The sequence below is a fragment of the Mesorhizobium sp. M8A.F.Ca.ET.165.01.1.1 genome, assembly GCF_004792065.1.
Classification (GTDB): Bacteria; Pseudomonadota; Alphaproteobacteria; order Rhizobiales; family Rhizobiaceae; genus Mesorhizobium.
In genome coordinates, this window is the sequence record NZ_SRTH01000011.1 from 1 (window position 1) to 21,588 (window position 21,588).

21 protein-coding genes are annotated in these 21,588 nt (G+C 63.5%); 5 read left to right on the plus strand and 16 right to left on the minus strand.

All coding sequences use genetic code 11. The annotated features are described in order from the left end of the window. Positions 1-336: 336 nt before the first annotated feature. On the plus strand, positions 337-741 hold the full coding sequence (msrB, locus tag EN808_RS24600; protein WP_027141754.1) for a peptide-methionine (R)-S-oxide reductase MsrB: 405 nt from the start codon (positions 337-339) through the stop codon (positions 739-741). Positions 742-823: 82 nt separating this feature from the next. Here the strand turns inward: msrB and EN808_RS24605 are convergent, their stop codons facing one another. From EN808_RS24605 to EN808_RS24665, 13 genes are all read right to left on the minus strand, one after another. Next, the gene (locus tag EN808_RS24605) at positions 824-1,120 is read right to left on the minus strand and encodes a hypothetical protein (RefSeq protein ID WP_135917100.1); all 297 of its coding nucleotides are present in this window, start codon (positions 1,118-1,120) and stop codon (positions 824-826) included. Positions 1,121-1,130: 10 nt separating this feature from the next. Then, positions 1,131-1,571, minus strand: coding sequence for a hypothetical protein (locus EN808_RS24610; protein WP_135917101.1), 441 nt, complete (start codon positions 1,569-1,571; stop codon positions 1,131-1,133). Between the two features lie 48 nt (positions 1,572-1,619). After that, positions 1,620-1,880, minus strand: a complete 261-nt coding sequence (locus tag EN808_RS24615; RefSeq protein ID WP_027053014.1) for a DUF2312 domain-containing protein — start codon at positions 1,878-1,880, stop codon at positions 1,620-1,622. 161 nt (positions 1,881-2,041) lie between these two features. Further along, complete coding sequence (gene pyc, locus EN808_RS24620) at positions 2,042-5,500, minus strand: pyruvate carboxylase (protein ID WP_135917102.1); 3,459 nt, start codon at positions 5,498-5,500, stop codon at positions 2,042-2,044. A gap of 290 nt (positions 5,501-5,790) precedes the next feature. Continuing rightward, entirely contained in the window at positions 5,791-6,909 is a 1,119-nt protein-coding gene (locus EN808_RS24625) for a branched-chain amino acid ABC transporter substrate-binding protein (RefSeq protein ID WP_127276516.1), read from the minus strand. Between the two features lie 137 nt (positions 6,910-7,046). Beyond that, complete coding sequence (locus tag EN808_RS24630) at positions 7,047-7,394, minus strand: DUF6867 family protein (protein WP_013892487.1); 348 nt, start codon at positions 7,392-7,394, stop codon at positions 7,047-7,049. 16 nt (positions 7,395-7,410) lie between these two features. Further along, the gene (locus EN808_RS24635; protein WP_127276520.1) at positions 7,411-8,139 is read right to left on the minus strand and encodes an ABC transporter ATP-binding protein; all 729 of its coding nucleotides are present in this window, start codon (positions 8,137-8,139) and stop codon (positions 7,411-7,413) included. Beyond that, positions 8,139-9,617, minus strand: a complete 1,479-nt coding sequence (locus EN808_RS24640; RefSeq protein WP_127276522.1) for an ATP-binding cassette domain-containing protein — start codon at positions 9,615-9,617, stop codon at positions 8,139-8,141. Before EN808_RS24640 ends, EN808_RS24635 begins: the two co-directional genes overlap by 1 nt. Next, entirely contained in the window at positions 9,617-11,212 is a 1,596-nt protein-coding gene (gene livM / locus EN808_RS24645; protein ID WP_127276524.1) for a high-affinity branched-chain amino acid ABC transporter permease LivM, read from the minus strand. Before livM ends, EN808_RS24640 begins: the two co-directional genes overlap by 1 nt. A 4-nt stretch (positions 11,213-11,216) precedes the next feature. Continuing rightward, on the minus strand, positions 11,217-12,119 hold the full coding sequence (locus tag EN808_RS24650) for a branched-chain amino acid ABC transporter permease LivH (RefSeq protein ID WP_127276526.1): 903 nt from the start codon (positions 12,117-12,119) through the stop codon (positions 11,217-11,219). Between the two features lie 336 nt (positions 12,120-12,455). Further along, positions 12,456-13,457, minus strand: coding sequence for a 4-hydroxyproline epimerase (locus EN808_RS24655; protein WP_127872150.1), 1,002 nt, complete (start codon positions 13,455-13,457; stop codon positions 12,456-12,458). A gap of 31 nt (positions 13,458-13,488) precedes the next feature. Beyond that, positions 13,489-14,739: an FAD-dependent oxidoreductase gene (locus EN808_RS24660; protein ID WP_189522201.1), complete on the minus strand. Its 1,251-nt coding sequence runs from the start codon at positions 14,737-14,739 to the stop codon at positions 13,489-13,491. A 181-nt stretch (positions 14,740-14,920) separates the two neighbouring features. Beyond that, a complete protein-coding gene (locus tag EN808_RS24665) occupies positions 14,921-15,814 on the minus strand; it encodes a dihydrodipicolinate synthase family protein (RefSeq protein ID WP_127276532.1) in 894 nt (297 codons plus the stop codon). Positions 15,815-15,883: 69 nt separating this feature from the next. Between EN808_RS24665 and EN808_RS24670 the strand changes: the two genes are divergently transcribed. Beyond that, on the plus strand, positions 15,884-16,576 hold the full coding sequence (locus EN808_RS24670) for a GntR family transcriptional regulator (protein WP_167531415.1): 693 nt from the start codon (positions 15,884-15,886) through the stop codon (positions 16,574-16,576). Positions 16,577-16,582: 6 nt separating this feature from the next. Here EN808_RS24670 and EN808_RS24675 read toward each other — a convergent pair whose 3' ends face one another. Then, positions 16,583-16,960, minus strand: a complete 378-nt coding sequence (locus EN808_RS24675) for a winged helix-turn-helix transcriptional regulator (protein ID WP_127276536.1) — start codon at positions 16,958-16,960, stop codon at positions 16,583-16,585. Positions 16,961-17,039: 79 nt separating this feature from the next. Between EN808_RS24675 and EN808_RS24680 the strand changes: the two genes are divergently transcribed. Together EN808_RS24680 and EN808_RS24685 are read left to right on the plus strand one after the other, a co-directional pair. Next, complete coding sequence (locus EN808_RS24680) at positions 17,040-17,369, plus strand: nuclear transport factor 2 family protein (protein WP_127276538.1); 330 nt, start codon at positions 17,040-17,042, stop codon at positions 17,367-17,369. After that, complete coding sequence (locus EN808_RS24685) at positions 17,366-18,166, plus strand: SDR family oxidoreductase (RefSeq protein ID WP_127872152.1); 801 nt, start codon at positions 17,366-17,368, stop codon at positions 18,164-18,166. The genes EN808_RS24680 and EN808_RS24685 overlap by 4 nt, the downstream gene beginning before the upstream one ends. 38 nt (positions 18,167-18,204) lie before the next feature. Here EN808_RS24685 and EN808_RS24690 read toward each other — a convergent pair whose 3' ends face one another. Then, entirely contained in the window at positions 18,205-18,507 is a 303-nt protein-coding gene (locus EN808_RS24690; protein WP_127280981.1) for a hypothetical protein, read from the minus strand. Positions 18,508-18,920: 413 nt separating this feature from the next. Further along, positions 18,921-20,417 (minus strand): CoA-acylating methylmalonate-semialdehyde dehydrogenase, encoded by a 1,497-nt coding sequence (locus tag EN808_RS24695; protein ID WP_127872153.1) that lies wholly within the window; start codon positions 20,415-20,417, stop codon positions 18,921-18,923. Between the two features lie 206 nt (positions 20,418-20,623). On the opposite strand from EN808_RS24695, the gene EN808_RS24700 reads away from it, so the two are divergent. Then, on the plus strand, positions 20,624-21,505 hold the full coding sequence (locus tag EN808_RS24700; protein WP_127872154.1) for a LysR family transcriptional regulator: 882 nt from the start codon (positions 20,624-20,626) through the stop codon (positions 21,503-21,505). The last annotated feature ends 83 nt before the right edge of the window (positions 21,506-21,588 follow it).

The window sequence follows — 21,588 nt, forward strand, 5'->3', positions numbered from 1 at the left end:
GGACGGCCAATGGGCACTTACCTTCCATGATTATCCGCTTGGCATCATCGACACCAGACGTATGAAGCTCGTCCGCCGCAGCGCCGCGCCAACCAAACCGCTTGGCGCTGCGGCGGATGCATAGGGGGAGAACTGTTACCTATGTATCCGGTTCAATCTGTTACCCATCTATCGGCTGGACACCGGCAGGCAGGTGAGGGGCAACACAGACGCCGAAAGCTAGCAAGCGATTCGACCTTACAATGCCAGGCACTGGGCAGGTCTGTAACAAATGCCTATGTTGGGGCGAATATCCGGTTGCAACCAAGAACGAGCCGACAAGGCTGAGGAGATCAAATGGACACCCACACCTACCCCGTCACCCGCACCGATGCCGAATGGCGCGCCCGGCTGACGCCGGAGCAATACGCGGTCATGCGCAACCACGGCACCGAGCGGCCGGGAAGCTGCGCCCTGCTCTATGAGAAGCGTGCCGGCACTTTTTCCTGCGTCGGCTGCGACCAGCCGCTGTTCCAATCCACGCTGAAGTTCGAAAGCGGCACCGGCTGGCCGAGCTTCAACGATCCCGTTCCGGGCTCGGTCGAGAACACCGTTGACCGCAGCTACGGCATGGTCCGTACCGAGTGCCACTGCTCTCGTTGCGGCAGCCATCTCGGCCATGTCTTCGAGGACGGCCCGCCGCCGACCGGCCTGCGCTACTGCATCAACGGCGTGGCGCTGAAATTCGAGCCGGCGGCCTGACCTGTCCCGGATATGACCTCGCAAAGGGCGGCTTCGGCCGCCCTTTTTCGTATGGAGCAATTCCAGGAAAGTGTGACGCGGCTCAGGCGACTGCCGTCGCAATCAACCAAAGCGCCGAGCCAAGCATCATCAGTTGAGCCTTGAAGCCACCGGCCTTCTCGGCCGCGCGCCAGACCGCAATGGTCAGGAAGATGTTGTAGGGCACAGGCAGGAAATGCACCATCAGCACCAGCCAGAGCGGCAGTTTCAGCTCGAGCAGGACAAGCGCCAGCGCCGACGAGGCGACGCTGATCAAGGTGCCGACAAGCAGCGTGTCGCGCCAGAACAGGCGGCCGAGCGGCGCTTCGCCTCTCCAGCGCGTACGGAAAAAGTCCGTCATGACCGGCGACCTATCTCTGCCCCAGAACGTCGGTCACGGCTTCCTCGAAGCGTGAGCATTCCCTCACCAGCCAGTCGGTCATGGCCGGCCAATTGTCCTCGGAGTGGCAGTTCACCCGCCACATTGAGTTGATGCCGAGCCCCTCACAGCTCTGTTCGGGTTTGAGCTTCAGCCTGGCCTCGATCGCCGGTTGAAACGGTTTCAGCCGCGACCACGAGTCCGTGGCGCCGAACTTCTCGTTGCGCCCGAAGAAGACGCCGACATGGTTCTGCGCCGGCGCGACATACATGGAAAGCACCAGTGCGAAGTCGGGCAGCCCGCGCTGCCAGAACCAGGGTCCGCGCCGCGCCAGCCGGGCTCTTTCTTCCGGATGCCGTTCGGCAAACAGCGACCAGAAGCCGCGATGGCGGAATTCCGAGGCGCGACGGCCGCCGAAGTCGAATTCGCTCATGGTTCGAACCGTATCTCCGGCAACCGCATCGGGCGCCGGCCGCGAGCCTTACTCCATGCCGAGCGCGGCCATGTAGAGATCGAGGATGGCGTCCTCTTCCTGGCGTTCGGCCTGGTCCTTCTTGCGCAGCCGGATGATGGTGCGGATTGCCTTGGTGTCGAAGCCGGTGCCCTTGGCCTCGGCGAAAACTTCCTTGATGTCGTCGGCGATCGTCTTCTTTTCTTCCTCGAGCCGCTCGATGCGCTCGATCAAGGCACGCAGCTGGCCGGCGGCAACAGTCTGGCTGGTCTCGGTGATATCGTCGGCCATTTTTTTCTCCAAAGGAACGGTCCTGCCCCGCGACTCGGGAAGCAGCGGCGGCAAATTTGAGCCGGTTCGATGCCCGACCACGGGCGGCGGGTCAAGCTGTTATCGATGAAGGAACCGAGGCTGCCGCCATGATGCGGACAGCCACGCGGCCAGGGCGCAGATCAGCTGAAGGCTATCAGCAGATCTTTGGCATCGATCTGGTCGCCGGCCTTGACCAGCACCTCGGCGACCGTGCCGTCGCGCTCGGCATGCAATGCCGTCTCCATCTTCATCGCTTCGATGGAGAGCAGCACGTCGCCGGCCTTGACCGCCTGGCCGGCGGCAACCGCGAGCGCCGAAACCACACCCGGCATCGGCGCCCCGACATGCGCCTCATTGCCGGGCTCGGCCTTGCGGCGCGCCTTGGCGGCGGAAGCGCCATGCGCGCGGTCGGGCACCTTCACACGCCGCGGCTGGCCGTTGAGCTCGAAGAACACGGTGACCATGCCCTTGTCGTCGACATCGCCGAACGCCTGGCAGCGCACGACCAAGGTCTTGCCCTTTTCGATGTCGACGAAGATCTCGTCTTCCGATTTCATGCCGTAGAAATAGGTCGGCGTCGGCAGAACGCTGACCGGGCCGTAGGTTTCCTGGGCGGCGACGAAGTCGGAAAACACCTTCGGATACATCAGCCACGAGGCGAACTCATACTCCGACAGCTTGCGCTCGAGCTTGTCCTCGATCTCCTTGCGGCTCTTCTTGAGGTCGGCCGGCTTGAGCAACGAACCGGGCCGCGCCGTGATCGCCTTGTCGCCCTTCAGTGCCTTCTTCTGCAGCGCCTGCGGCCAGCCGCCCGGGGACTGGCCGAGGTCGCCGCGCAGCATCGAGACGACCGAGTCCGGGAAGGCGATGTCGCGGGCCGGATTCTCGACATCGGCAACGGTCAGATCCTGGCTCACCATCATCAGCGCCATGTCGCCGACGACCTTCGAGGACGGCGTCACCTTGACGATGTCGCCGAACATCAGGTTGACGTCATGATAGGTCTGCGCCACTTCGTGCCAGCGTGTCTCCAGCCCGAGCGAACGCGCCTGTTCCTTGAGGTTGGTGAACTGCCCGCCCGGCATTTCGTGCAGGTAGACCTCGGAAGCTGGACCTTTCAGGTCACTCTCGAAGGCGGCGTACTGGTTGCGCACCGCTTCCCAGTAGAACGAGATTTTCCGGATCCATTGCGGGTCGAGGCCCGGATCGCGTTCGGTGCCCTTCAGCGCTTCGACGATCGAACCCAGACATGGCTGCGAAGTGTTGCCGGAAAAGGCATCCATCGCCGCGTCGATGGCGTCGACACCGCTTTCCACCGCCGCCAGCACGGTTGCCGCCGACAGGCCCGATGTGTCGTGGGTGTGGAAATGGATCGGCAGGTCGGTCGCCTCGCGCAGCGCCTTGAACAGCACGCGGGCGGCACTCGGCTTCAACAGGCCGGCCATGTCCTTGACCGCGATGATATGGGCGCCGGCGGCCTGCAATTCGCTGGCCAGCCCGACATAATATTTCAGGTCGTACTTGGCCCGCGCCGGACCGAGAATGTCGCCGGTATAGCACATCGCCGCTTCGATCAGCTTGCCCTCGGCGCCCACGGCGTCCATGGCGACACGCATGTTCTCGACCCAGTTCAGGCAGTCGAAGACGCGGAACAGGTCGATGCCGCCCGCCGCTGCCTGCTTGACGAAATGCTGCACGACATTGTCGGGGTAATTGGTGTAGCCGACGCCGTTGGCGCCGCGCAGCAGCATCTGCAGCAACAGGTTGGGGGCGGCTTCCCGCACCAGCGACAGCCGTTCCCATGGATCCTCGGTGAGGAAGCGCATGGCGACGTCGAAAGTGGCGCCGCCCCAGCATTCCAATGAAAGAAGTTGCGGCAGCGCCCGCGCATAGGTGCCGGCGATGCCGGCAATGTCGTGCGTGCGCACGCGCGTGGCGAGCAGCGACTGGTGGCCGTCGCGCATCGTCGTGTCGGTGACCAGCACTTCCTTCTGCTCGCGCATCCAGGCGGCGAACTTCTCCGGCCCGAGCACGTCGAGTTTCTGCTTGCTGCCGCTCGGCACATTGCCGTTGAGATAGGGCACCACGGGCGGCGCCGCGTCCGCCTTCGGCGTCGGCCGGCCGCGCGTCTCGGGATGGCCGTTGACGCTGACGTCGGCCAGATAGTTGAGCAGCTTGGTGGCGCGGTCCTGGCGCTTGACCTGCTGGAACAGCTCCGGCGTCGTATCGATGAATTTCGTCGTATAGGAATTGTCGGCGAAGCTCGGGTGATTGATGATCGCTTCGAGGAAGGTGAGGTTGGTGGCGACGCCGCGGATGCGGAATTCGCGCAAGGCGCGGTTCATGCGGGCGATCGTCTCGGCCGGTGTCGGCGCCCAGGCCGTGACCTTCTCCAGCAGCGGATCGTAGAAGCGGGTGATGACCGCGCCGGAATAGGCCGTGCCGCCATCCAGACGGATGCCGAAGCCGGTGGCGCCGCGATAGGCGGTGATGCGGCCATAGTCCGGAATGAAATTGTGTTCGGGATCTTCCGTGGTGATGCGGCACTGCAAGGCATGGCCGTTCAGCCGGATGTCCCGCTGCGCCGGCACGCCCGATTCCGGCGTGCCGATGGCGAAGCCGTCGAGGATGTGTATCTGCGCTTTCACGATGTCGATGCCGGTCACCATCTCGGTGACGGTGTGCTCGACCTGGATGCGCGGATTGACCTCGATGAAATAGAACTTGCCGGTATCGGCATCCTGCAGGAATTCGACGGTGCCGGCACCGATATAGCTGGTCTCGCGCGCGATCTTCAGCGCGTAGCCGCAAAGTTCCTGGCGCAGGTCCTCGCTGAGATAGGGCGCTGGCGCGCGCTCGACGACCTTCTGGTTGCGGCGCTGGATCGAGCAGTCGCGCTCGAACAAATGCACCGCATTGCCGTGCGTGTCGCCAAGCACCTGCACTTCGACATGGCGGGCGCGCTCGATCAGCTTTTCGAGATAGACCTCGTCCTTGCCGAAGGCGGCTTTCGCCTCGCGCTTGCCCTCCATGACCTCGCGGGCGAGGTCGGCCTCGGAACGGATGGCGCGCATGCCGCGCCCGCCGCCGCCCCACGAGGCCTTGAGCATGACCGGATAACCGACCGTCTTGGCGAGTTCCTTGACCGCCTCCATATCGTCAGGCAACGGCTCGGTGGCCGGCACCACGGGCACGCCGACCTCGATGGCGAGATTGCGCGCGGCGACCTTGTTGCCCAGGCGCCGCATCGTGTCGGGCTTCGGTCCGATGAAGGTGATGCCTGCTTGCGCGCAAGCTTCGGCGAATTCGGGGCTTTCCGACAGGAGCCCGTAGCCGGGGTGGATGGCGTCGGCGCCCGAAAGCCTGGCGACGCGGATCACCTCCTCGATCGACAGGTAGCTCTCGATCGGCCCCATGTCCTTTTTGAGATGCGGACCGCGCCCGACCTGGTAGCTTTCGTCGGCCTTGAAGCGATGCAGTGAGTATTTGTCTTCCTCGGCCCAGATCGCCACGGTTTTGAGGCCCAGCTCATTGGCCGCGCGAAAGACGCGGATGGCGATTTCTGACCGGTTGGCGACGAGGATCTTCGTGATGGCCAAGGACTGGGCTCCAGCAGCGGAAGGGACGGGAAATCGGGGCAATGATTAGCGTGAAAATGCTGCAGTGCAAACAAAATCGACGTTGGTTTAAACCGATTTAAATCAATTATTCGGTCAACACTCGCATGCATTCGTCCGTATGGGCGGAACAATGGCGACAATTTCGATCCTGGATGCGATCTTCCCGGCTGGCTAAGGAACGCTGGCAGGGATGTCACGGCGCCAGCGGGCATCAAAGAAAATGCCCGGCGCGAGGCGCCGGGCATCGTTTGGTTTCGGATCCGAATGAATTACGACTTCGGGAACCAGGAATACTTGCCGTCGTCCTTCTTCTTCCATTCGTACATGATGTAGCCCGGCAGCTTCGGATCGCCCTTGGCGTCATAGGCGAGATCGCCCAGGACGGTCGGGAACGGGCCGTTTTCATGCATCGCCTTGGCGACGGCCTGCGGATCGTTCGTCTTGGCGGCGGCAGCTGCCTCGGCGACCACCTGCACGGCGGCGTAGGCGTAGAGCGTGTAGGCTTCCGGCTCGAAACCCTGCGCGCGGAACTTCTCGACGAGCTCCTTGTTGGCCGGGATCAGGCGCGGGTCGGGGCCGAACGTGTTGAGCGTGCCGGCGACGGCGTCGCCCGCGATCGCGGCGAGTTCGTCCGTCACGATGCCGTCGCCCGACATCATCGGTGCCTTGAGGCCCTGGTCCGCGGATTGACGGATGATCAGGCCGGCTTCGGTGTGCAGGCCTCCCCAGTAGATCAGGGTGACGCCGGCTTCCTTCATCTTGGCGATCAGCGCCGAGAAGTCCTTGTCGCCGACATTGACGCCTTCATACATCACTTCCTTGATGCCCGCGGCGTTCATCGCCTTCTTGGTTTCGTCCGCGAGGCCCTGGCCATAAGGGGTCTTGTCATGGATCACGGCGACTTTGGCATCCTTGAAGTTCGCGGCGATGTAGCCGCCGGCGATGCTGCCCTGCTGGTCGTCGCGTCCGCAGGTACGGAACACATTCCACAGGCCGCGCTCGGTGAACTTCGGGTTGGTTGCGGCCGGCGTGATTTCGACGATGTTGTTTTCGGCGTAGACTTCGGAGGCCGGGATCGACACGCCGGAGTTGAAGTGGCCGATCACAAACTTGACGCCGTCGCCGACGAACTTGTTGGCGACCGAGATGCCCTGCTTCGGGTCGGAGACGTCGTCGCCGATTTCGAGCTTGATCTGCTCGCCGTTGATTCCGCCCTTGGCATTGATCTCGGCGACCGCCGCTTCCGCGCCCTTCTGCAGCTGCGCGCCGAAGGCCGCGTTCGGACCGGTGATCGGTCCGGCGACGGCGAACATTACATCAGCCCACGCGTTGCCGCCGAACGCGACGAGCGCGGTCAGGGCCACGGCGGACAAAAGTGACTTTTTCATTTAAACGCTCCCATTAACGGAGTGGGCGTGGATGAAGCTTTCATGCGATGCCCACCCTTATCGCAGAAAGCATAGTTTGCCGATTTTCAGGCACTTGTCACGCCGATTCATCCCTGACGCGGCGTTAATGATGACCGTCAACCTTTCGGTTTCCAGCTCAAGATTGAAGCTCTTTCGTAGAGCCAATTATACTGTGTGACCATCTGGTTGGTTCGTGTGTATTGATAGCCGACAAAGCCCAGTATCATCAGCACGATTGTGTCGACGATATAGTAATGCAGCGAGAACATCGTACCGTCGAACAGCGCGTGATGGATGAAGCGGATGCCGATGCCAAGCCCGAGCAGATAGGCAAACAGCTGGATGAAGCTGCGCCATGTCTGGGCGCTGGCCTTGCCGGTCATCCATGCCGCCCATCCGCCGAGCAGGCAGGTGACGAAGAAGAACTGCCAGATCGACGGTTCCTCGTAGAGAATGCCTTGCATGGGAAGTCTCCTGAACTCAGTGATGTCCGCCTTCGAGATAAGCGGCGCGCACTTCCGGATTGGCGAGCAACTCCTTGCCGGTGCCGCTCATCGTCACATTGCCGTTGACCATGACGTAGCCGCGCGTGGCGAGCTTGAGCGCGCCGAACGCGTTCTGCTCGACCAGGAACACGGTCAGCCCTTGGGTGCGGTTCAATTCGCGGATGGCATCGAAGATCTGCTTGACGATCAGCGGCGCCAGACCCAGCGACGGCTCGTCGAGCAGCAGCAGTTTCGGCCGCGCCATCAATGCGCGTCCGATCGACAGCATCTGCTGTTCGCCGCCCGACAAGGTGCCGCCACGCTGGGCGATCCGCTCCTTCAGTCTGGGGAACAGCGTGAACACCTTCTCGACGTCCTCGCCGTAATATTTGAGGTTGTCGAGGCTGGCGCCCATCTGCAGGTTTTCCATCACCGTCATGCGCGGGAAGATGCGCCGGCCCTCGGGTGACTGGGCAATGCGCATGCGTGCGATTTCGTGCGTCGGCAGCTGGGTGATATCGGTCCCGGCGAAGGTGATGGTGCCGGTGCGGGCGCGTGGGGCCCCGAAGATGGTCATCATCAGCGTCGACTTGCCGGCGCCGTTGGCGCCGATCAGCGCCACGATCTCCCCTTGCTTGACGGTGACATTGACGCCGTTCAGCGCCCGGATGTTGCCGTAGTAGGTCTCCACGCCCTTGATATCGAGCAGCGTTGTCGTGGCCATCACTTGCCCCCTCCACGCTTGCCCTGAACGGGCTTGCCTGTGCTCGCGGCCTTGCCGGAAGCATGACTCGTCGCCACCTTGCCCGCATCGACGCGGCGCGAGAATTCCGTATCCTTGCCCTGACCGAGCAGCTTCGCCTGCTTGACCCACTCCTCGCGCGCGATGCGCCCGTCAAAGTCGAGATAGGCCTCGACCGCCTCGACGTCGGCCTTCTTCCAGGCGCCGATCTGGTCGAAGTGGAAGATGCCGTGTTCGTTGAGCTTCTTCTCGTTGACCGTACCGATGCCCTTGATGCGGGTCAGATTGTCGGCCTTGCCGCCACGGGGGGCAGCGAGGCGGTTCGAAACACCTTCGGCCTTCGTGGCAGGCGCCTTTGCGGCCGTTTTCCTTGGCGCCGCCTTCTTCGCGGCGGATTTGGCCGGCGTCGGGGTCGGCGCGACAGGCCTGCTTGCCACGGTGGCGGCGCGGGCGTCGACCTGCGCTGCCTTCGAGGCGCCTTTCGACACGGTCACCCGTTCGCCTTCGCTATGGCCGACGGTGTCGCTCACCGGCCCGGCCAGATACGACGCCGATGTCCCCGGGCCATGCGTGGAGTCGGGGCCGATATCGAGCTGTTCGATGACGTCCTCGTCGCCGACTTCGGTGAGCACGGTCTCGACCTCCTCGTCATCGACGCCGAGATAGGCGGCGATGACGCGCGGATCGGTGCGCACCGACTGCGGATTGCCGTCGGAGATCTTGCGGCCATATTCCAGCACCACGACGTGGTCGGAAATCTGCATGACCACGGACATGTCGTGCTCGATCAAGAGGATCGAGGTGCCGGTCGTATGCTTGATTCCCATCAGCAGTTCGTTGAGAGCCGCCGATTCCTTCGGGTTGAGGCCGGCCGCCGGTTCGTCGAGGCACAGCAGCTCAGGACCGGTGCACATGGCGCGCGCGATTTCGAGCCGCCGCTGCGCGCCATAGGGCAAGTCGCCTGCCGGATCGTCGGCACGATCGACGAGATCGGCCTTCTCCAGCCAGTGCTTGGCAAGCTCTACCGATTCGGCCGAGGCCTTGCGGTAACCGCTGAAGCCGAACAGGCCCAGGATCGTATAGCCCGAAGCCTTCATCAGCTTGTTGTGCTGGGCGACAAGCAGGTTCTCCAGCAGCGTCATGCCCGAGAACAGGCGGATGTTCTGGAAGGTGCGCGCCACCTTGGCTCGCGCCGGGATCTCGTGGTTGGGCAGCCGTTCCAGCAGGTAGCTGGAACCGTCGGCCCGGTTGAGCGTGATCATGCCTTCCGACGGTTTGTAGAAGCCGGTGATGCAATTGAACACCGTGGTCTTGCCGGCGCCGTTGGGACCGATCAGCGCGGTGATTTCGCCGCGCCTGGCGGTGAAGGACAGGTCGCCGATGGCGACCAGACCGCCGAACTTCATCGACAGATGCTCGACCTGCAGGATGGCGTCGTTCATTTGCGTGGTCGCATTCATCAGCCGTGGCCCTCCTTGGTGAAGGAGCCTGAGACAGCCCTTCGCTCCTTAAGGAAGGCGGTTGGTTCACGACTGCCGACAAAGCCGCGCGGCTTCCATAGCATGACGATGACCATGGCCATGCCGAACAGAAGCATGCGATAGAGTTCCGGTGTGAAATCGGGCCCGAAGACCTGCTTGAGGAAATCGAGTTCGCGCAGCGCCTCGGTGCCGCCGATCATCACCATCGCGGCGACGGCGATGCCGACCAGCGAGCCCATGCCGCCAAGGACGACGATGGCCAGGATAATGGCCGATTCCAGGAAGACGAAGGATTCCGGGCTGACAAAACCTTGCCGGGCGGCGAAGAAGGAGCCGGCAAAACCGCCGAACATGGCGCCGGTGGCAAAGGCGGTGAGCTTGGTCGTGGTGGTGTTGATGCCCAGCGAGCGGCAGGCGATCTCGTCCTCACGCAAGGCTTCCCAGGCGCGGCCGACCGGCAGGCGCCGCAGCCGGATGGTGACGAAGGCGGTTAACAGGCAGAGCCCAAGGATCAGGTAGTAGAGGAAGATCTTGTAGTAGGCGCTGGACGTGGCGATGTTCAGCACCTTGGCGATGTAGTTCGGGTCCGACACGTTGAAGGTCATCAGGCCGAAGAAGCTGACCTTGGGAATGCCGGAGATGCCGGCCGACCCATTGGTGACCTCGCGCCAGTTGATCAGCACGAGGCGGATGATCTCGCCGAAGGCGAGCGTCACGATCGCCAGATAGTCGCCGCGCAGGCGCAGCACGGGAAAGCCGAGCAGCACCCCCCAGAGCGCTGCCATGGCGCCCGCGGCGGGCAACAATATCCAGAACGACAGGCCGAAATGCGTGGCCAGAAGCGCATAGGCATAGGCGCCAAGCGCATAAAAAGCGACGTAGCCGAGATCGAGCAGACCGGCGAGGCCGACGACGATGTTCAGTCCCCAGGCCAGCATCACATAGATCAGGATCTGGATGCCGAAATTATCGACCCATTTCAACGAACCCTGCAGCCCTCCGGTGATCGACCAGGCGTTGAGCGACAGCACGGCGACCACGAGGATCGGGTACAGCACCAGGGCCGAGATGCCCAATTTGGTGAAGTTGGCATGGATGAAGGCGCGGAAGTAATAGATCACGCAGGCCAGCACATAGATGACCGACAGGGCACGCAGGAATTGCAGATAGCCGGCCGGCTCTGCCCCAACCCATCCGGCGAGAGAGCTGTTGAACACGAACAGCAGCACCATGGCGACCGCCGCTCCGATGAAGGCCGGCAGGGTGAAGAAGCGGGATGCCACGCTTGCCGGCATGAGGCCGGTGGTCACGTTGGCGACCTTCTGGTTGGCCATGAAGGGCTGGCCGTAGGCAACGTAAAGGAAGCGTCCGACGGCGGTGGCGATCACCACCGCGGCAAGCAGGCCCCAGCGCTGCACCACGACCAGTTCGTTGGACATGTTCTGGTCGGTCTTGAGGCCGATGAACAGCACGAACAGGCCAAGCGCGATGGCGCCGGCATAGAATGCCTCGCGCAGGGCGCGCTGCACGGGACTGGCGACGGTGTCGCGCTCTGGAGATACGGTTACGGCCATGGTCTCAGACCTTTTCGACTTCTGGCCGGCCCAATATGCCGGAAGGCAGGAAGATCAGGACGATCGCCAGGATCGAGAAGGCGGCGACATCCTTGTAGTCGATCGAGAAATAGGCCGACCACATGCTCTCGATGAAGCCGATCAGCAGTCCGCCGAGCACGGCCCCCGGAAGCGAGCCGATGCCGCCAAGCACCGCAGCCGTGAAGGCCTTCACACCCGGCACGAAGCCGTCGGAGAAGGCGATGACGCCGTAGTACATCAGGAAAAGCGTGCCGGCGACGGCGGCAAGGGCCGCACCCATGATGAAGGTGATCGAGATGGTGCGGTCGACGTCGATGCCCAGCAGTGCCGCCATCTTGCGGTCCTGCTCGCAGGCGCGTTGCGCCCGGCCAAGCGAGGTCTTGTTGACCAGGTACCAGAACACCGCCAGCAGCAAAGCTGTGACGATGACGATGATGATCTGCTTCAGCGACACACTGACGCCGTTGATGTTGTAGACTTGGCTGACCATCGGCGGGATCGGCTTGTTGCGCGGCCCTTGCGTCACCTGGACGAAGTTCGACAGCGCGATCGACATGCCGATGGCGGTGATCAGCGGCGCCAACCGGAACGAACCGCGCAGCGGCCGGTAGGCCACTTTCTCGATCGTCCAGTTGTAGAGGCTGGTGAGCAGCATCGCCACGATCATCATGACCAGCAGCGCGATGACCACGGGCACCGAATAAAACAGCGCGCCGAGGATGAGGAAGACGATCAGCGCCGTGAAAGCGCCCACCATGAAGATGTCGCCATGGGCGAAATTGATCATGCCGATGATGCCGTAGACCATCGTGTAGCCGATCGCGATCAGCCCATAGATCGATCCCAGCGTCAGCCCATTGATAAGCTGCTGGACGAAGTACTGCATGTGTACATGGCTCCCCTGGAATGTCGCCCATGCAGACGCATTCCTTTTCGTATTTCCCCTAGTCGTAAAGTTTCGAGGCCGGATTGCAACGTGATTTTTTTTGATCGCTCCGCGTGTTTCCAACCACGCCTTCCCGATCGCCCGTTTTTTCCACCCAGCCCCTGGACTATCGCGGACCCTATCATTGGCATAACGCAATGTCTTTGACGATTGCGCCTCATCATGCGCTCCGTTTCGAAGAAATCACCGTCAAAATTAGGTGATGAGAAGAATCGTTGCGTTCCTGACACGGTTCGTTTTTTCGTCACACTCCTTTCCGTAGGGTCAGGATTCTCCCTACTTGACCACAAAACCATGCGCGAACGGATCGCGGTCGTCGATGAAGATGGTGTTCAGTCCGGTCATCCTCGCCCAACCGCCAATCGAGGGGATGATTGCCTGCTTCCCGGCCAAGTTGACCTCCTTTTCGACCTTGCCCTTGAACAGCGACCCGATGATCGATTCATGGACGAAAGCGTCTCCGGCCTTGAGCTTGCCTTTGGCATGGAGCTGCGCCATGCGCGCCGAGGTGCCGGTGCCGCAGGGTGAGCGATCAATCGCCTTGTCGCCGTAGAAGACGGCATTGCGCGCATCCGCGCCCTCGACCGTCGGCTTGCCGGTCCACAGCATGTGCGACAGCCGGTTGATCCCTGGGTTTTCCGGATGCACGAAGGTATATTTCTCGTTGAGCCGTTGCCGCACCACCGGGCTCCAGGCGATGAGGTCGCCGGCCGAATAATCCGCCATGTCGCGATAATTCGCCTGCGGCTCGACGATGGCGTAGAAATTGCCGCCATAGGCGACATCCACCGTAATCTCGCCGAGGCCTGGACATTCGACCGTCAGCCCTTCGGCATGGAGGAACGACGGCACGTTGGTGATGCGCACCTCCTCGACATACTCGCCGACCTGTTTGTATTCGGCGATGACGAGGCCGGCCGGCGTGTCGAGCCTGAGCACGCCAGGCGTCTTCGGCACGATCAGCCCGTGCTCGATGGCCATCGTCACCGTGCCGATGGTGCCGTGGCCGCACATGGGCAGGCAGCCTGAAGTCTCGATGAACAGGATGGCGATGTCGCAGTCCTCGCGCGTCGGCGGATAGAGGATCGAGCCCGACATCACGTCATGGCCGCGTGGCTCGAACATCAGGCCGGTGCGGATCCAGTCGTATTCGGCGAGGAAATGCGCGCGCCGTTCCATCATTGTCGAGCCCTGCAGCAGCGGGCCGCCGCCGGCGACCAGCCGCACCGGGTTGCCGCAGGTGTGACCGTCGATGCAGAAGAAGGATTTCTTGGCCATGTCGCTCCTCGAAAATCAAAACCCGAAAAAATCAAAATCGTTGTGGGCTGAAGGGGACCAGATCGACGGACGAAGTCTGCCCCAGAACGAATTCCCTGATCAACCGCCCGGTTGCCGCAGCCTGGGTCAGGCCGAGATGGCCGTGGCCGAAGGCATAGATGACCGACCGGCTTCGCGCTGCCTTGCCTATGACGGGCACCGAATCCGGCAGCGAGGGCCGGAACCCCATCCATTCGCGTCCGCCCGTGGGATCGAGCCCCGGCAGGAATGCCTGCGCCTTCCGCAAGAGCGCTTTCGCCCTGTTGAAATTGGGCGGCCGTTCGATGCCGCCAAGCTCGACGGCACCGCCGACGCGCAGGCCCGTGTCGAGCGGGGTGATGACGAAGCCGTGGCCGGAGAAGATCAGTTGCCGCCTCACGTCGAACGCGGCTCTCGGCAATGTCGTGTTGTAGCCGCGTTCGGTTTCCAGCGGAATGCGGTCGCCGAGCTGCCGCGCCAGCAGGTGCGACCAGGCGCCCGCGGCAATGACGAGGTGCCTGGCCTGCCTGTTCGAGCCGTCTGCCAGCGTCAGTGTCGCGCCGTCTTGACCGGCGGCGACCCGGTCGATGCGGGCCATCTCGAAACGGGCACCCTTGGACTGCGCGTAGGCCCACACGGCCTTGCCGAGCAGTTTTGGATCGGCGACCGTCTTCCATCCCGGCACGAAGGTGCCCCTGACGAAACGCGGTGACAGCCCCGGCTGCAAGTCCGCCAGGTCCTTGCCCTCGACGTGCCGGAAGCCGATGCCGAAGCGCTCGCGCGCCGCCCAGCCCGACATCGAGGCGCGAAACTCGGCTTCGCTTTCATAGAGCTCGAGCGAACCGTCCTCACGCAGCATCGGCCGCGTGCCGGAACGATCGAGCAGATCCATCCACTCGGCCTCAGCAAGCTTCATCATGCCGGACTGCGCCGCCAGGCTCGCCTCGTATTTCCCTGGCGCGCCGGCGCGCCAGAAGCGAACCAGCCAGGGTAGCAGCTTCGGCAGGTAGACGGGCGGAATGCTGAGCGGGCCGAGCGGATCGGCGAGCCATTTCGGCAGCTGCCGGATCATGCCCTTGTGCGCCAGCGGCAGCACGTCGGAAAAGGCGAAGGCGGCGGCGTTGCCGGAACTCGTCTCCTCGCAGATACCGGTGCGGTCGAAGACCGTGACATCCAGTCCCGCCTCGGCAAGGAAGGCCGCCGCGCAGATGCCGATGATGCCGCCACCGATGATGGCGATGTCGATTACGGCATTGTTACTCATGGCGGCGCACAGTGCAAAACGCCCTCTCTCGCTTCTCCGTGCAGCCCCCTCATCCGGCCCTTCGGGCCACCTTCTCCCCGCTGGGGAGAAGAGGCTGACGCCAACGCTGGCGAACTCTTCTCCCCCTGGGGAGAAGGTGGCCGCGAAGCGGCCGGATGAGGGGGCCTGGGCCATCGCCAATTCAGAACTGCGGCAGCGTCGGCCGCACCGCGAGCGCATCCTTGACGATCTTCTCGACCGCTTTGCGGCGTTCGCCCGACAGCGGCATGCGCGGCATGCGCACGCGGTCATTGGTGTTGATGGCGAACACTTCGGCAAGCTTGATGTTCTGCACCAGATAGGTCGAGACATCGAGGTCGAGCAGCGGCCGGAACCAGCGGTAGATGGCGAGCGCCTCTTCGCGGCGTCCCTGCTTCATCAGCTGGTAGATGGCGACGGTCTCGCGCGGGAAGGCGGTGACCAGGCCAGCCACCCAGCCGATGGCGCCCACCGACAGCGCCTCGAAGGCGAGATTGTCGACGCCGGTGAACAGGTCGTAGCGGCTGCCCAGGCGGTTGATGATCTCGGTCGAGCGGCGGATGTCGTCGGAGGATTCCTTGATGGCGACGAAACGCTTGTCCGACGCAAGCTCCTCCATCTGGTCGACGGTGACATCGACGCGGTAGGCGAGCCGATTGGAATAGATCATGACCGGTAGGTCGCCGGCCTCGGCCACGGCGCGCAGCGCCGCCACGGTCTCTTCCGCGTTGGTATGATAGATCGGGCTCGGCACCACCATCAGGCCGTTGGCGCCTTCCTTGGCGGCGCGCCTGGCGATGCTGGCGGCCTCGCGGGTGCCGGCCTCGTTGACCGTCAGCAGCACCGGCTTCTTGCCAGCGACCTTCTGCGCGGTCTTCAGCACCTCGATCTTCTCGTCAGGCGACAGCATCGGCCCCTCGCCAAGCGAGCCGCAGACGATGATGCCGTCGCAGCCGGCCTCCATCTGCAGGCTGAAGCAACGCTCCATCTCGGCATGATCGAGCCGGTCGTCGGCGGTGAATTTGGTCGTGACGGCGGGGAAAACTCCGGTCCACATGACTATCTCTCCATCTGATATATCAGCCGTATATCTGTTAGGAAAGCCGCTGTCAATGCGGAATCTGTTATGATATATTTTAGATATATCAGGAGACCGCCTTTGATATCCATGGAAGCAAGCACCGTGTCCGAGCCCGCGGCGACCAGGGCTTATCGCGTCCTCGAACACATGATCGTGACGCTCGAACTGGCGCCGGCGAGTTTTGTCACCGAGGGCTCCCTGATCGAGCGGCTGGCGCTCGGCCGCACGCCGGTGCGCGAGGCGATCCAGCGGCTGGCCTGGGAGGGACTGCTCGATGTCAGGCCGCGTGCCGGCATCGCGATCGCACCGCTGCATCCCGGCGACTGGCTGCGCGTGCTCGACGCAAGGCGCGGCGTCGAGGTGGTGCTGGCACGATCGGCCGCACGCTTCGTCACCCGCGAAGCCGCCGACCTGTTTCACGAGGCCGCGCTTGCCATGCAGAAGGCGGTGATCTCGGGCAATGTGCTTGCCTTCATCCAGGCCGACAAGGCGCTCGACGAAGCGCTGGCGCTGGCCGCCGACAATCCGTTCGCCGCCCGGCTGGCCGCCCCGTTGCAGACCCACAGCCGCCGCTTCTGGTTCCGCTACAAGGCGGACACCGGGCTGGCGGAATCCGCTGAGCACCATGTCGCGTTGATCCGCTCGATCCTCGACGGCGACGAGGAGGGCGCCGCCAAGGACGCCAAGAAGCTGATGGCGCTGCTGCGCGGCCATGCCGAGGTGGCTGCGACACGATAGGCTCGGTCAGGCGTCGGCGGAGCCCTTTTGCGCCGCCCATTTCAACAGGGCATCGAGAGCCGGGCACAGGGCCTGACCCCAATCGGTCAGGCAATACTCGACCTTTGGCGGTACTTGATGGTGAACGATACGGCGGACAATCCCGTCGGCGCCCATCTGCCGGAGCTGCTGGATCAGCATTTTCTGCGAAATAGCCGGTATCGCCCGCTCGAGGTCTGAAAAGCGCAGCACTTTGCCGCCGAACAGATGGAACAGGATCACCAGCTTCCAACGGCCCTCGAGGATGCGTAGCACGTTTTCCACACCGCTCGCTGCGGAGAGCGGCGTCAGCGTCTCAGCCTCACTTTCGGGTAAGTACCTTACTTTTTCGTCGGTTCTTGTCATTTCTCCAGCATACCTCATCTTAGCGGCCGACAACAGCCGCCCCCTCCCACAGACGGCGGCATCCAATTGGAGACAAACCGTGACCGTGACCCTTCCTCCGCCGCTGGCGGATTATTTCGCCGCCAACAACCGCCACGACATCGGCGCGATGCTCGCGCCTTTCACGCTGGACGCCATCGTCAAGGACGAAGGCGAGACCCATCGCGGAACCGAAGCGATCCGCAGGTGGATGCAAAGTACGACCGACAAATATCACGCGACAGTCGAGGTGAAGGAGGCCGGTGTCACAGCCAACGCATGGCGGATCGCCGGTATCGTCTCCGGTGACTTCCCCGGCAGCCCGATAACGCTCCACTACAATTTCACGCTGGGCGGCGACCGGATCGCGAAACTGGAGATTGGCCTATGACCATCCGGCAGACATTCGCGATCGATGACCAGGAGTTCCGGGGCAGGCGCGTGCTGGTCACCGGCGGCACCAAAGGCGCCGGCGAAGCTATCGTTCACCGGCTTGCCGCAGCAGGTGCAACGGTCGCGACGACAGCCCGTTCGCCCGACGCCGGATCACCGGCGGAACTCTTCGTGCAAGCTGACGTCGCCACTCTCGACGGTGCGGCAAACGTGGCCGCCGCCATCATCGACCGTCTTGGCGGCATCGACATCGTCATTCACAGCGTTGGCGGGTCGAAAAGCCCAGGCGGCGGTTTCGCGGCGCTGTCCGACCGGATCTGGCAGGATGAACTCAATCTTAATCTGCTTGCGGCGGTGCGGCTCGACCGCCTGCTTGTCCCGCGCATGATCGAGCAGGGCTCCGGGGCGATCGTACACATCTCGTCGATCCAGCGCCGGTTGCCGCTCCACGAATCCACCATCGCCTATGCGGCGGCGAAGGCGGCCCTTTCAAATTACAGCAAGGCGCTGTCCAAGGAACTCGGCCCACAAGGCATTCGCGTGAACATAGTGGCGCCGGGCTGGATCCACACCACCGCCTCGGAGGCAATGGTGAAGCGGCTGGCGGCCCATTCGGGCTCGGATGAGGAGACCGCCCGCCAAGGTATCATGGACGCGATGGGCGGCATCCCAATCGGCCGGCCGGCATGGCCGCAAGAGATCGCGGAACTGGTGGCCTTCCTCGTTTCGGATCGCGCATCCGCAATCCACGGCGCCGAGTACGTCATCGATGGCGGCACAATTCCGACGGTCTGAAGGCCGCCGCCGGGAGGTCCCGCTGCAGCGTCGCGCCGTCAAGCGCCCGGCATCGCCGCGGTGATGGTCGGGCTGTCCCAGCCTTCGCCGACCGACAGAACACAACTCTGGCCTTTGGTGTCCGAGGCCAGCACGGTCCAGCTACCCTTATCCGAGATGAAGATCTCGAGGACGACGTTCGGATTGATCAGGCCGCGCCCGGCCTCGGTTTCGTGGAATTTGTCGCCGAGCGCCTTGATGATGTCCGCGCGCGCCGCGCATTGCGCCGCCGCGTTCGCTGGCGCGATTCCACCGGTCATCGCGGCCGCCGCCAAAAGTGTCGCCATAAGAAATCGTGTCATCTGACACCTCCTTGCGCCAGACGAGAACCCCGGCTGCCACCGGCGCTGTTTGATTGCCTGCACGCGTGGCAGGAATAAAGCCTAAGGCGGATGGTGGTCTGTTGGTTCCATCACACGGCGATGGAATTATTAGAATGTGGAGATGCTCGCGGGGCGCGAGGCATTGGCATAATGTACCTGACGTTGCGCTCGCGGCGGCGCAGCTGGACGGCGCAAGGCTTAAGCGGACGAAAGCCCCCACATTCCCGACGCCCATGAAAAAGAAGCGCGGTTTGCACCGCGCTTTCTCAACTTCGGTTTAGGGGAGCGTCAGGTCAGCTCATCGTCGGGATGACGAACTCGGTTCCGTCCTTGATGCCGGCCCGCGCGCCCGCAGCCGAAGGCGAGGACGCGCAGCCAAGAAACCGTCCGGCTTAGTTCATCGTCGGGATGACGAACTCGGCACCGTCCTTGATGCCGGACGGCCAGCGCGAGGTCACCGTCTTGGTCTTGGTGTAGAAGCGGAAGGCGTCCGGGCCGTGCTGGTTGAGGTCGCCGAAGGAAGACGCCTTCCAGCCGCCGAACGTGTAGTAGGCGATCGGCACCGGGATCGGCACGTTGACGCCGACCATGCCGACCTGGACCCGGCTGGCGAAGTCGCGGGCGGCATCGCCGTCGCGGGTGAAGATGGCGACGCCATTGCCCATCTCGTGGTCGTTGGCGAGCTTGATCGCATCCTCATAGCGCGGCGCACGCACAACCGAGAGCACCGGTCCGAAGATCTCTTCCTTGTAGATGCGCATGTCCGCGGTCACGTTGTCGAACAGGCAGCCGCCCATATAGTAGCCGTCCTCGTAACCCTGCATCTTGAAGCCGCGGCCGTCGACCACCAGCTTGGCGCCTTCCTTGACGCCGGTGTCGACATAACCCTTGACGCGCTCCAGCGCCTGGGCGGTGACCAGCGGGCCGAAATCGGCGGCCGAATCCGTCGACGGACCGACCTTCAGGCTCTCGACGCGAGGGATCAGCTTTTCCATCAGCCGGTTGGCGGTGTCGTTGCCGACTGGCACGGCGACCGAGATTGCCATGCAGCGCTCGCCGGCCGAACCGTAGCCGGCGCCGATCAGCGCGTCGACGGTCTGGTCCATGTCGGCATCGGGCATGATGATCATGTGGTTCTTGGCGCCGCCGAAGCACTGCACGCGTTTGCCGGCCGCCGTGCCGCGCGAATAGATGTAGTGGGCGATCGGCGTCGAGCCGACAAAGCCGATGGCCTTGATGTCGGGATCGTCGAGGATGGCGTCGACGACATCCTTGTCGCCATTGACGACGTTGAGGATGCCGGCAGGCAGGCCGGCCTCGATGAACAGTTCGGCAATGCGCATCGGCACGCCCGGATCACGCTCCGAAGGCTTCAGGATGAAGGCATTGCCGCAAGCGATCGCCGGCGCGATTTTCCAAAGCGGGATCATGGCGGGGAAATTGAACGGCGTGATGCCTGCGACCACGCCGAGCGGCTGGCGCATCGAATAGACGTCGATGCCGGGGCCGGCGCCGTCGGTGAATTCGCCCTTCATCATATGCGGCGCGCCGATGCAGACCTCGACCACTTCGAGGCCGCGCTGGATGTCGCCCTTGGCGTCGGCGATGGTCTTGCCGTGTTCGCGCGCCAGGATGTCGGCCAGTTCGTCATAGTCGCGGGCGACCAGTTCGAGGAATTTCATCAGCACGCGCACGCGGCGCTGCGGATTGGTGGCCGCCCATGCGGGCTGCGCGGCCTTGGCATTTTCGACCGCCGCGCGCAGTTCCGCCTGCGAGGCCAGCGCCACGGTGCCGCGCACCGAGCCGTCCATCGGCTGCATGACGTCCTGCTTGCGCCCGCTGGTGCCGGCGACACGCTTGCCGCCGATGAAATGACCGTAGTCGATCATGATTTCTCTCCCTTGTTTGTGATGGCGCATTGTCCGCCTTTGTGGTGGCGAAGGCAACGCGAGGGAGAACGCAACCGTTGTGCGGAAAATAGATAACGGTGGGTGCCTGTGCATCAATTGTCGCAAATGGTAGGGTGAGTTTGTCATCGCTGGAATCGTTAAGTTGAGTTCCCTCACACGCCCCTCCGTCCTGTCGGACCACGCCCTTGAACTGGGATGACGTGCGCATCTTCCTCGCCGTGGCGCGCGCCGGCCAGATCCTTGGCGCCGCGCGGCGGCTGGAGCTCAACCATGCCACCGTCTCGCGCCGCATCGCGGCCCTGGAGGAAGCACTGAGGACAAAACTCTTCCGCCGCCTGACCACCGGCAGCGAGCTGACGCCGGCAGGCGAGCGCTTCCTCGACATCGCCGAGCGCATGGAAGGCGACATGATCGCCGCCCGCTCGACCATATCGGGCGAAGGCGACGACGTGTCCGGAACCGTGCGCATCGGTGCACCCGACGGCTTCGGCGTCGCCTTCCTGGCCAAGCGGCTGGGCGAACTCACCGCCCTGCACCGCGAACTCACCATCCAGCTCGTGCCGGTGCCGCGCTCCTTTTCGCTGTCGCGGCGCGAGGCCGATATCGCGATTACCGTCGAGCGGCCGACCGAAGGGCGGCTGGTTGCCGGAAAGCTGGTCGACTATTCGCTCGGCCTGTTCGCGTCGCGCGCCTACGCCGAAGCCAATGGACTGCCCAGAACCGCCGCCGAACTCGGCCGGCACACCCTCATCGGCTATGTGCCGGACCTCATCGTCAGCCCGTCGCTCGACTACGCGGCCGAATTCAGCGCGGACTGGCGCACCAGCTTCGCCATCTCTTCTGCGCTCGGCCAAGCCGAAGCCGTGCGCTCGGGCGCCGGCATCGGCATCCTGCACACCTTCGTCGCCCGCTCGATGCCGGAGCTGGTGGCCGTCGACGTGGTCGCGCCCATCCGCCGCGCCTACTGGCTGGTCTACCATGAATCGGTGAGGCCGCTGCGCCGCGTCCAGATCGTCGCCAGCTTCATCACCAAGGCGGTTGAGCGTGAGCGGGGCCTCTTCCTGTAGAAGCGCCGTCACGGCACAAACACGGCCGGTCCCCACACGCCGCCTTTTCCTTGCCACAAAACCAGCCAGTGTGGCATCAGGCG

What these genes read in the sequence shown, in the direction of transcription:
- EN808_RS24665 (WP_127276532.1), bottom strand. Translation starts at nt 15,814, where the DNA reads ATGTGGACCGGAGTTTTCCCCGCCGTCACGACCAAATTCACCGCCGAC.
- EN808_RS24695 (WP_127872153.1), bottom strand. Translation starts at nt 20,417, where the DNA reads ATGATCGACTACGGTCATTTCATCGGCGGCAAGCGTGTCGCCGGCACC.
- EN808_RS24685 (WP_127872152.1), top strand. Translation starts at nt 17,366, where the DNA reads ATGACCATCCGGCAGACATTCGCGATCGATGACCAGGAGTTCCGGGGC.
- EN808_RS24605 (WP_135917100.1), bottom strand. Translation starts at nt 1,120, where the DNA reads ATGACGGACTTTTTCCGTACGCGCTGGAGAGGCGAAGCGCCGCTCGGC.
- EN808_RS24640 (WP_127276522.1), bottom strand. Translation starts at nt 9,617, where the DNA reads ATGAATGCGACCACGCAAATGAACGACGCCATCCTGCAGGTCGAGCAT.
- EN808_RS24635 (WP_127276520.1), bottom strand. Translation starts at nt 8,139, where the DNA reads ATGGCCACGACAACGCTGCTCGATATCAAGGGCGTGGAGACCTACTAC.
- EN808_RS24670 (WP_167531415.1), top strand. Translation starts at nt 15,884, where the DNA reads ATGATATATTTTAGATATATCAGGAGACCGCCTTTGATATCCATGGAA.
- EN808_RS24690 (WP_127280981.1), bottom strand. Translation starts at nt 18,507, where the DNA reads ATGACACGATTTCTTATGGCGACACTTTTGGCGGCGGCCGCGATGACC.
- EN808_RS24675 (WP_127276536.1), bottom strand. Translation starts at nt 16,960, where the DNA reads ATGACAAGAACCGACGAAAAAGTAAGGTACTTACCCGAAAGTGAGGCT.
- EN808_RS24650 (WP_127276526.1), bottom strand. Translation starts at nt 12,119, where the DNA reads ATGCAGTACTTCGTCCAGCAGCTTATCAATGGGCTGACGCTGGGATCG.
- EN808_RS24625 (WP_127276516.1), bottom strand. Translation starts at nt 6,909, where the DNA reads ATGAAAAAGTCACTTTTGTCCGCCGTGGCCCTGACCGCGCTCGTCGCG.
- EN808_RS24655 (WP_127872150.1), bottom strand. Translation starts at nt 13,457, where the DNA reads ATGGCCAAGAAATCCTTCTTCTGCATCGACGGTCACACCTGCGGCAAC.
- EN808_RS24630 (WP_013892487.1), bottom strand. Translation starts at nt 7,394, where the DNA reads ATGCAAGGCATTCTCTACGAGGAACCGTCGATCTGGCAGTTCTTCTTC.
- EN808_RS24660 (WP_189522201.1), bottom strand. Translation starts at nt 14,739, where the DNA reads ATGAGTAACAATGCCGTAATCGACATCGCCATCATCGGTGGCGGCATC.
- EN808_RS24610 (WP_135917101.1), bottom strand. Translation starts at nt 1,571, where the DNA reads ATGAGCGAATTCGACTTCGGCGGCCGTCGCGCCTCGGAATTCCGCCAT.
- msrB (WP_027141754.1), top strand. Translation starts at nt 337, where the DNA reads ATGGACACCCACACCTACCCCGTCACCCGCACCGATGCCGAATGGCGC.
- livM (WP_127276524.1), bottom strand. Translation starts at nt 11,212, where the DNA reads ATGGCCGTAACCGTATCTCCAGAGCGCGACACCGTCGCCAGTCCCGTG.
- EN808_RS24615 (WP_027053014.1), bottom strand. Translation starts at nt 1,880, where the DNA reads ATGGCCGACGATATCACCGAGACCAGCCAGACTGTTGCCGCCGGCCAG.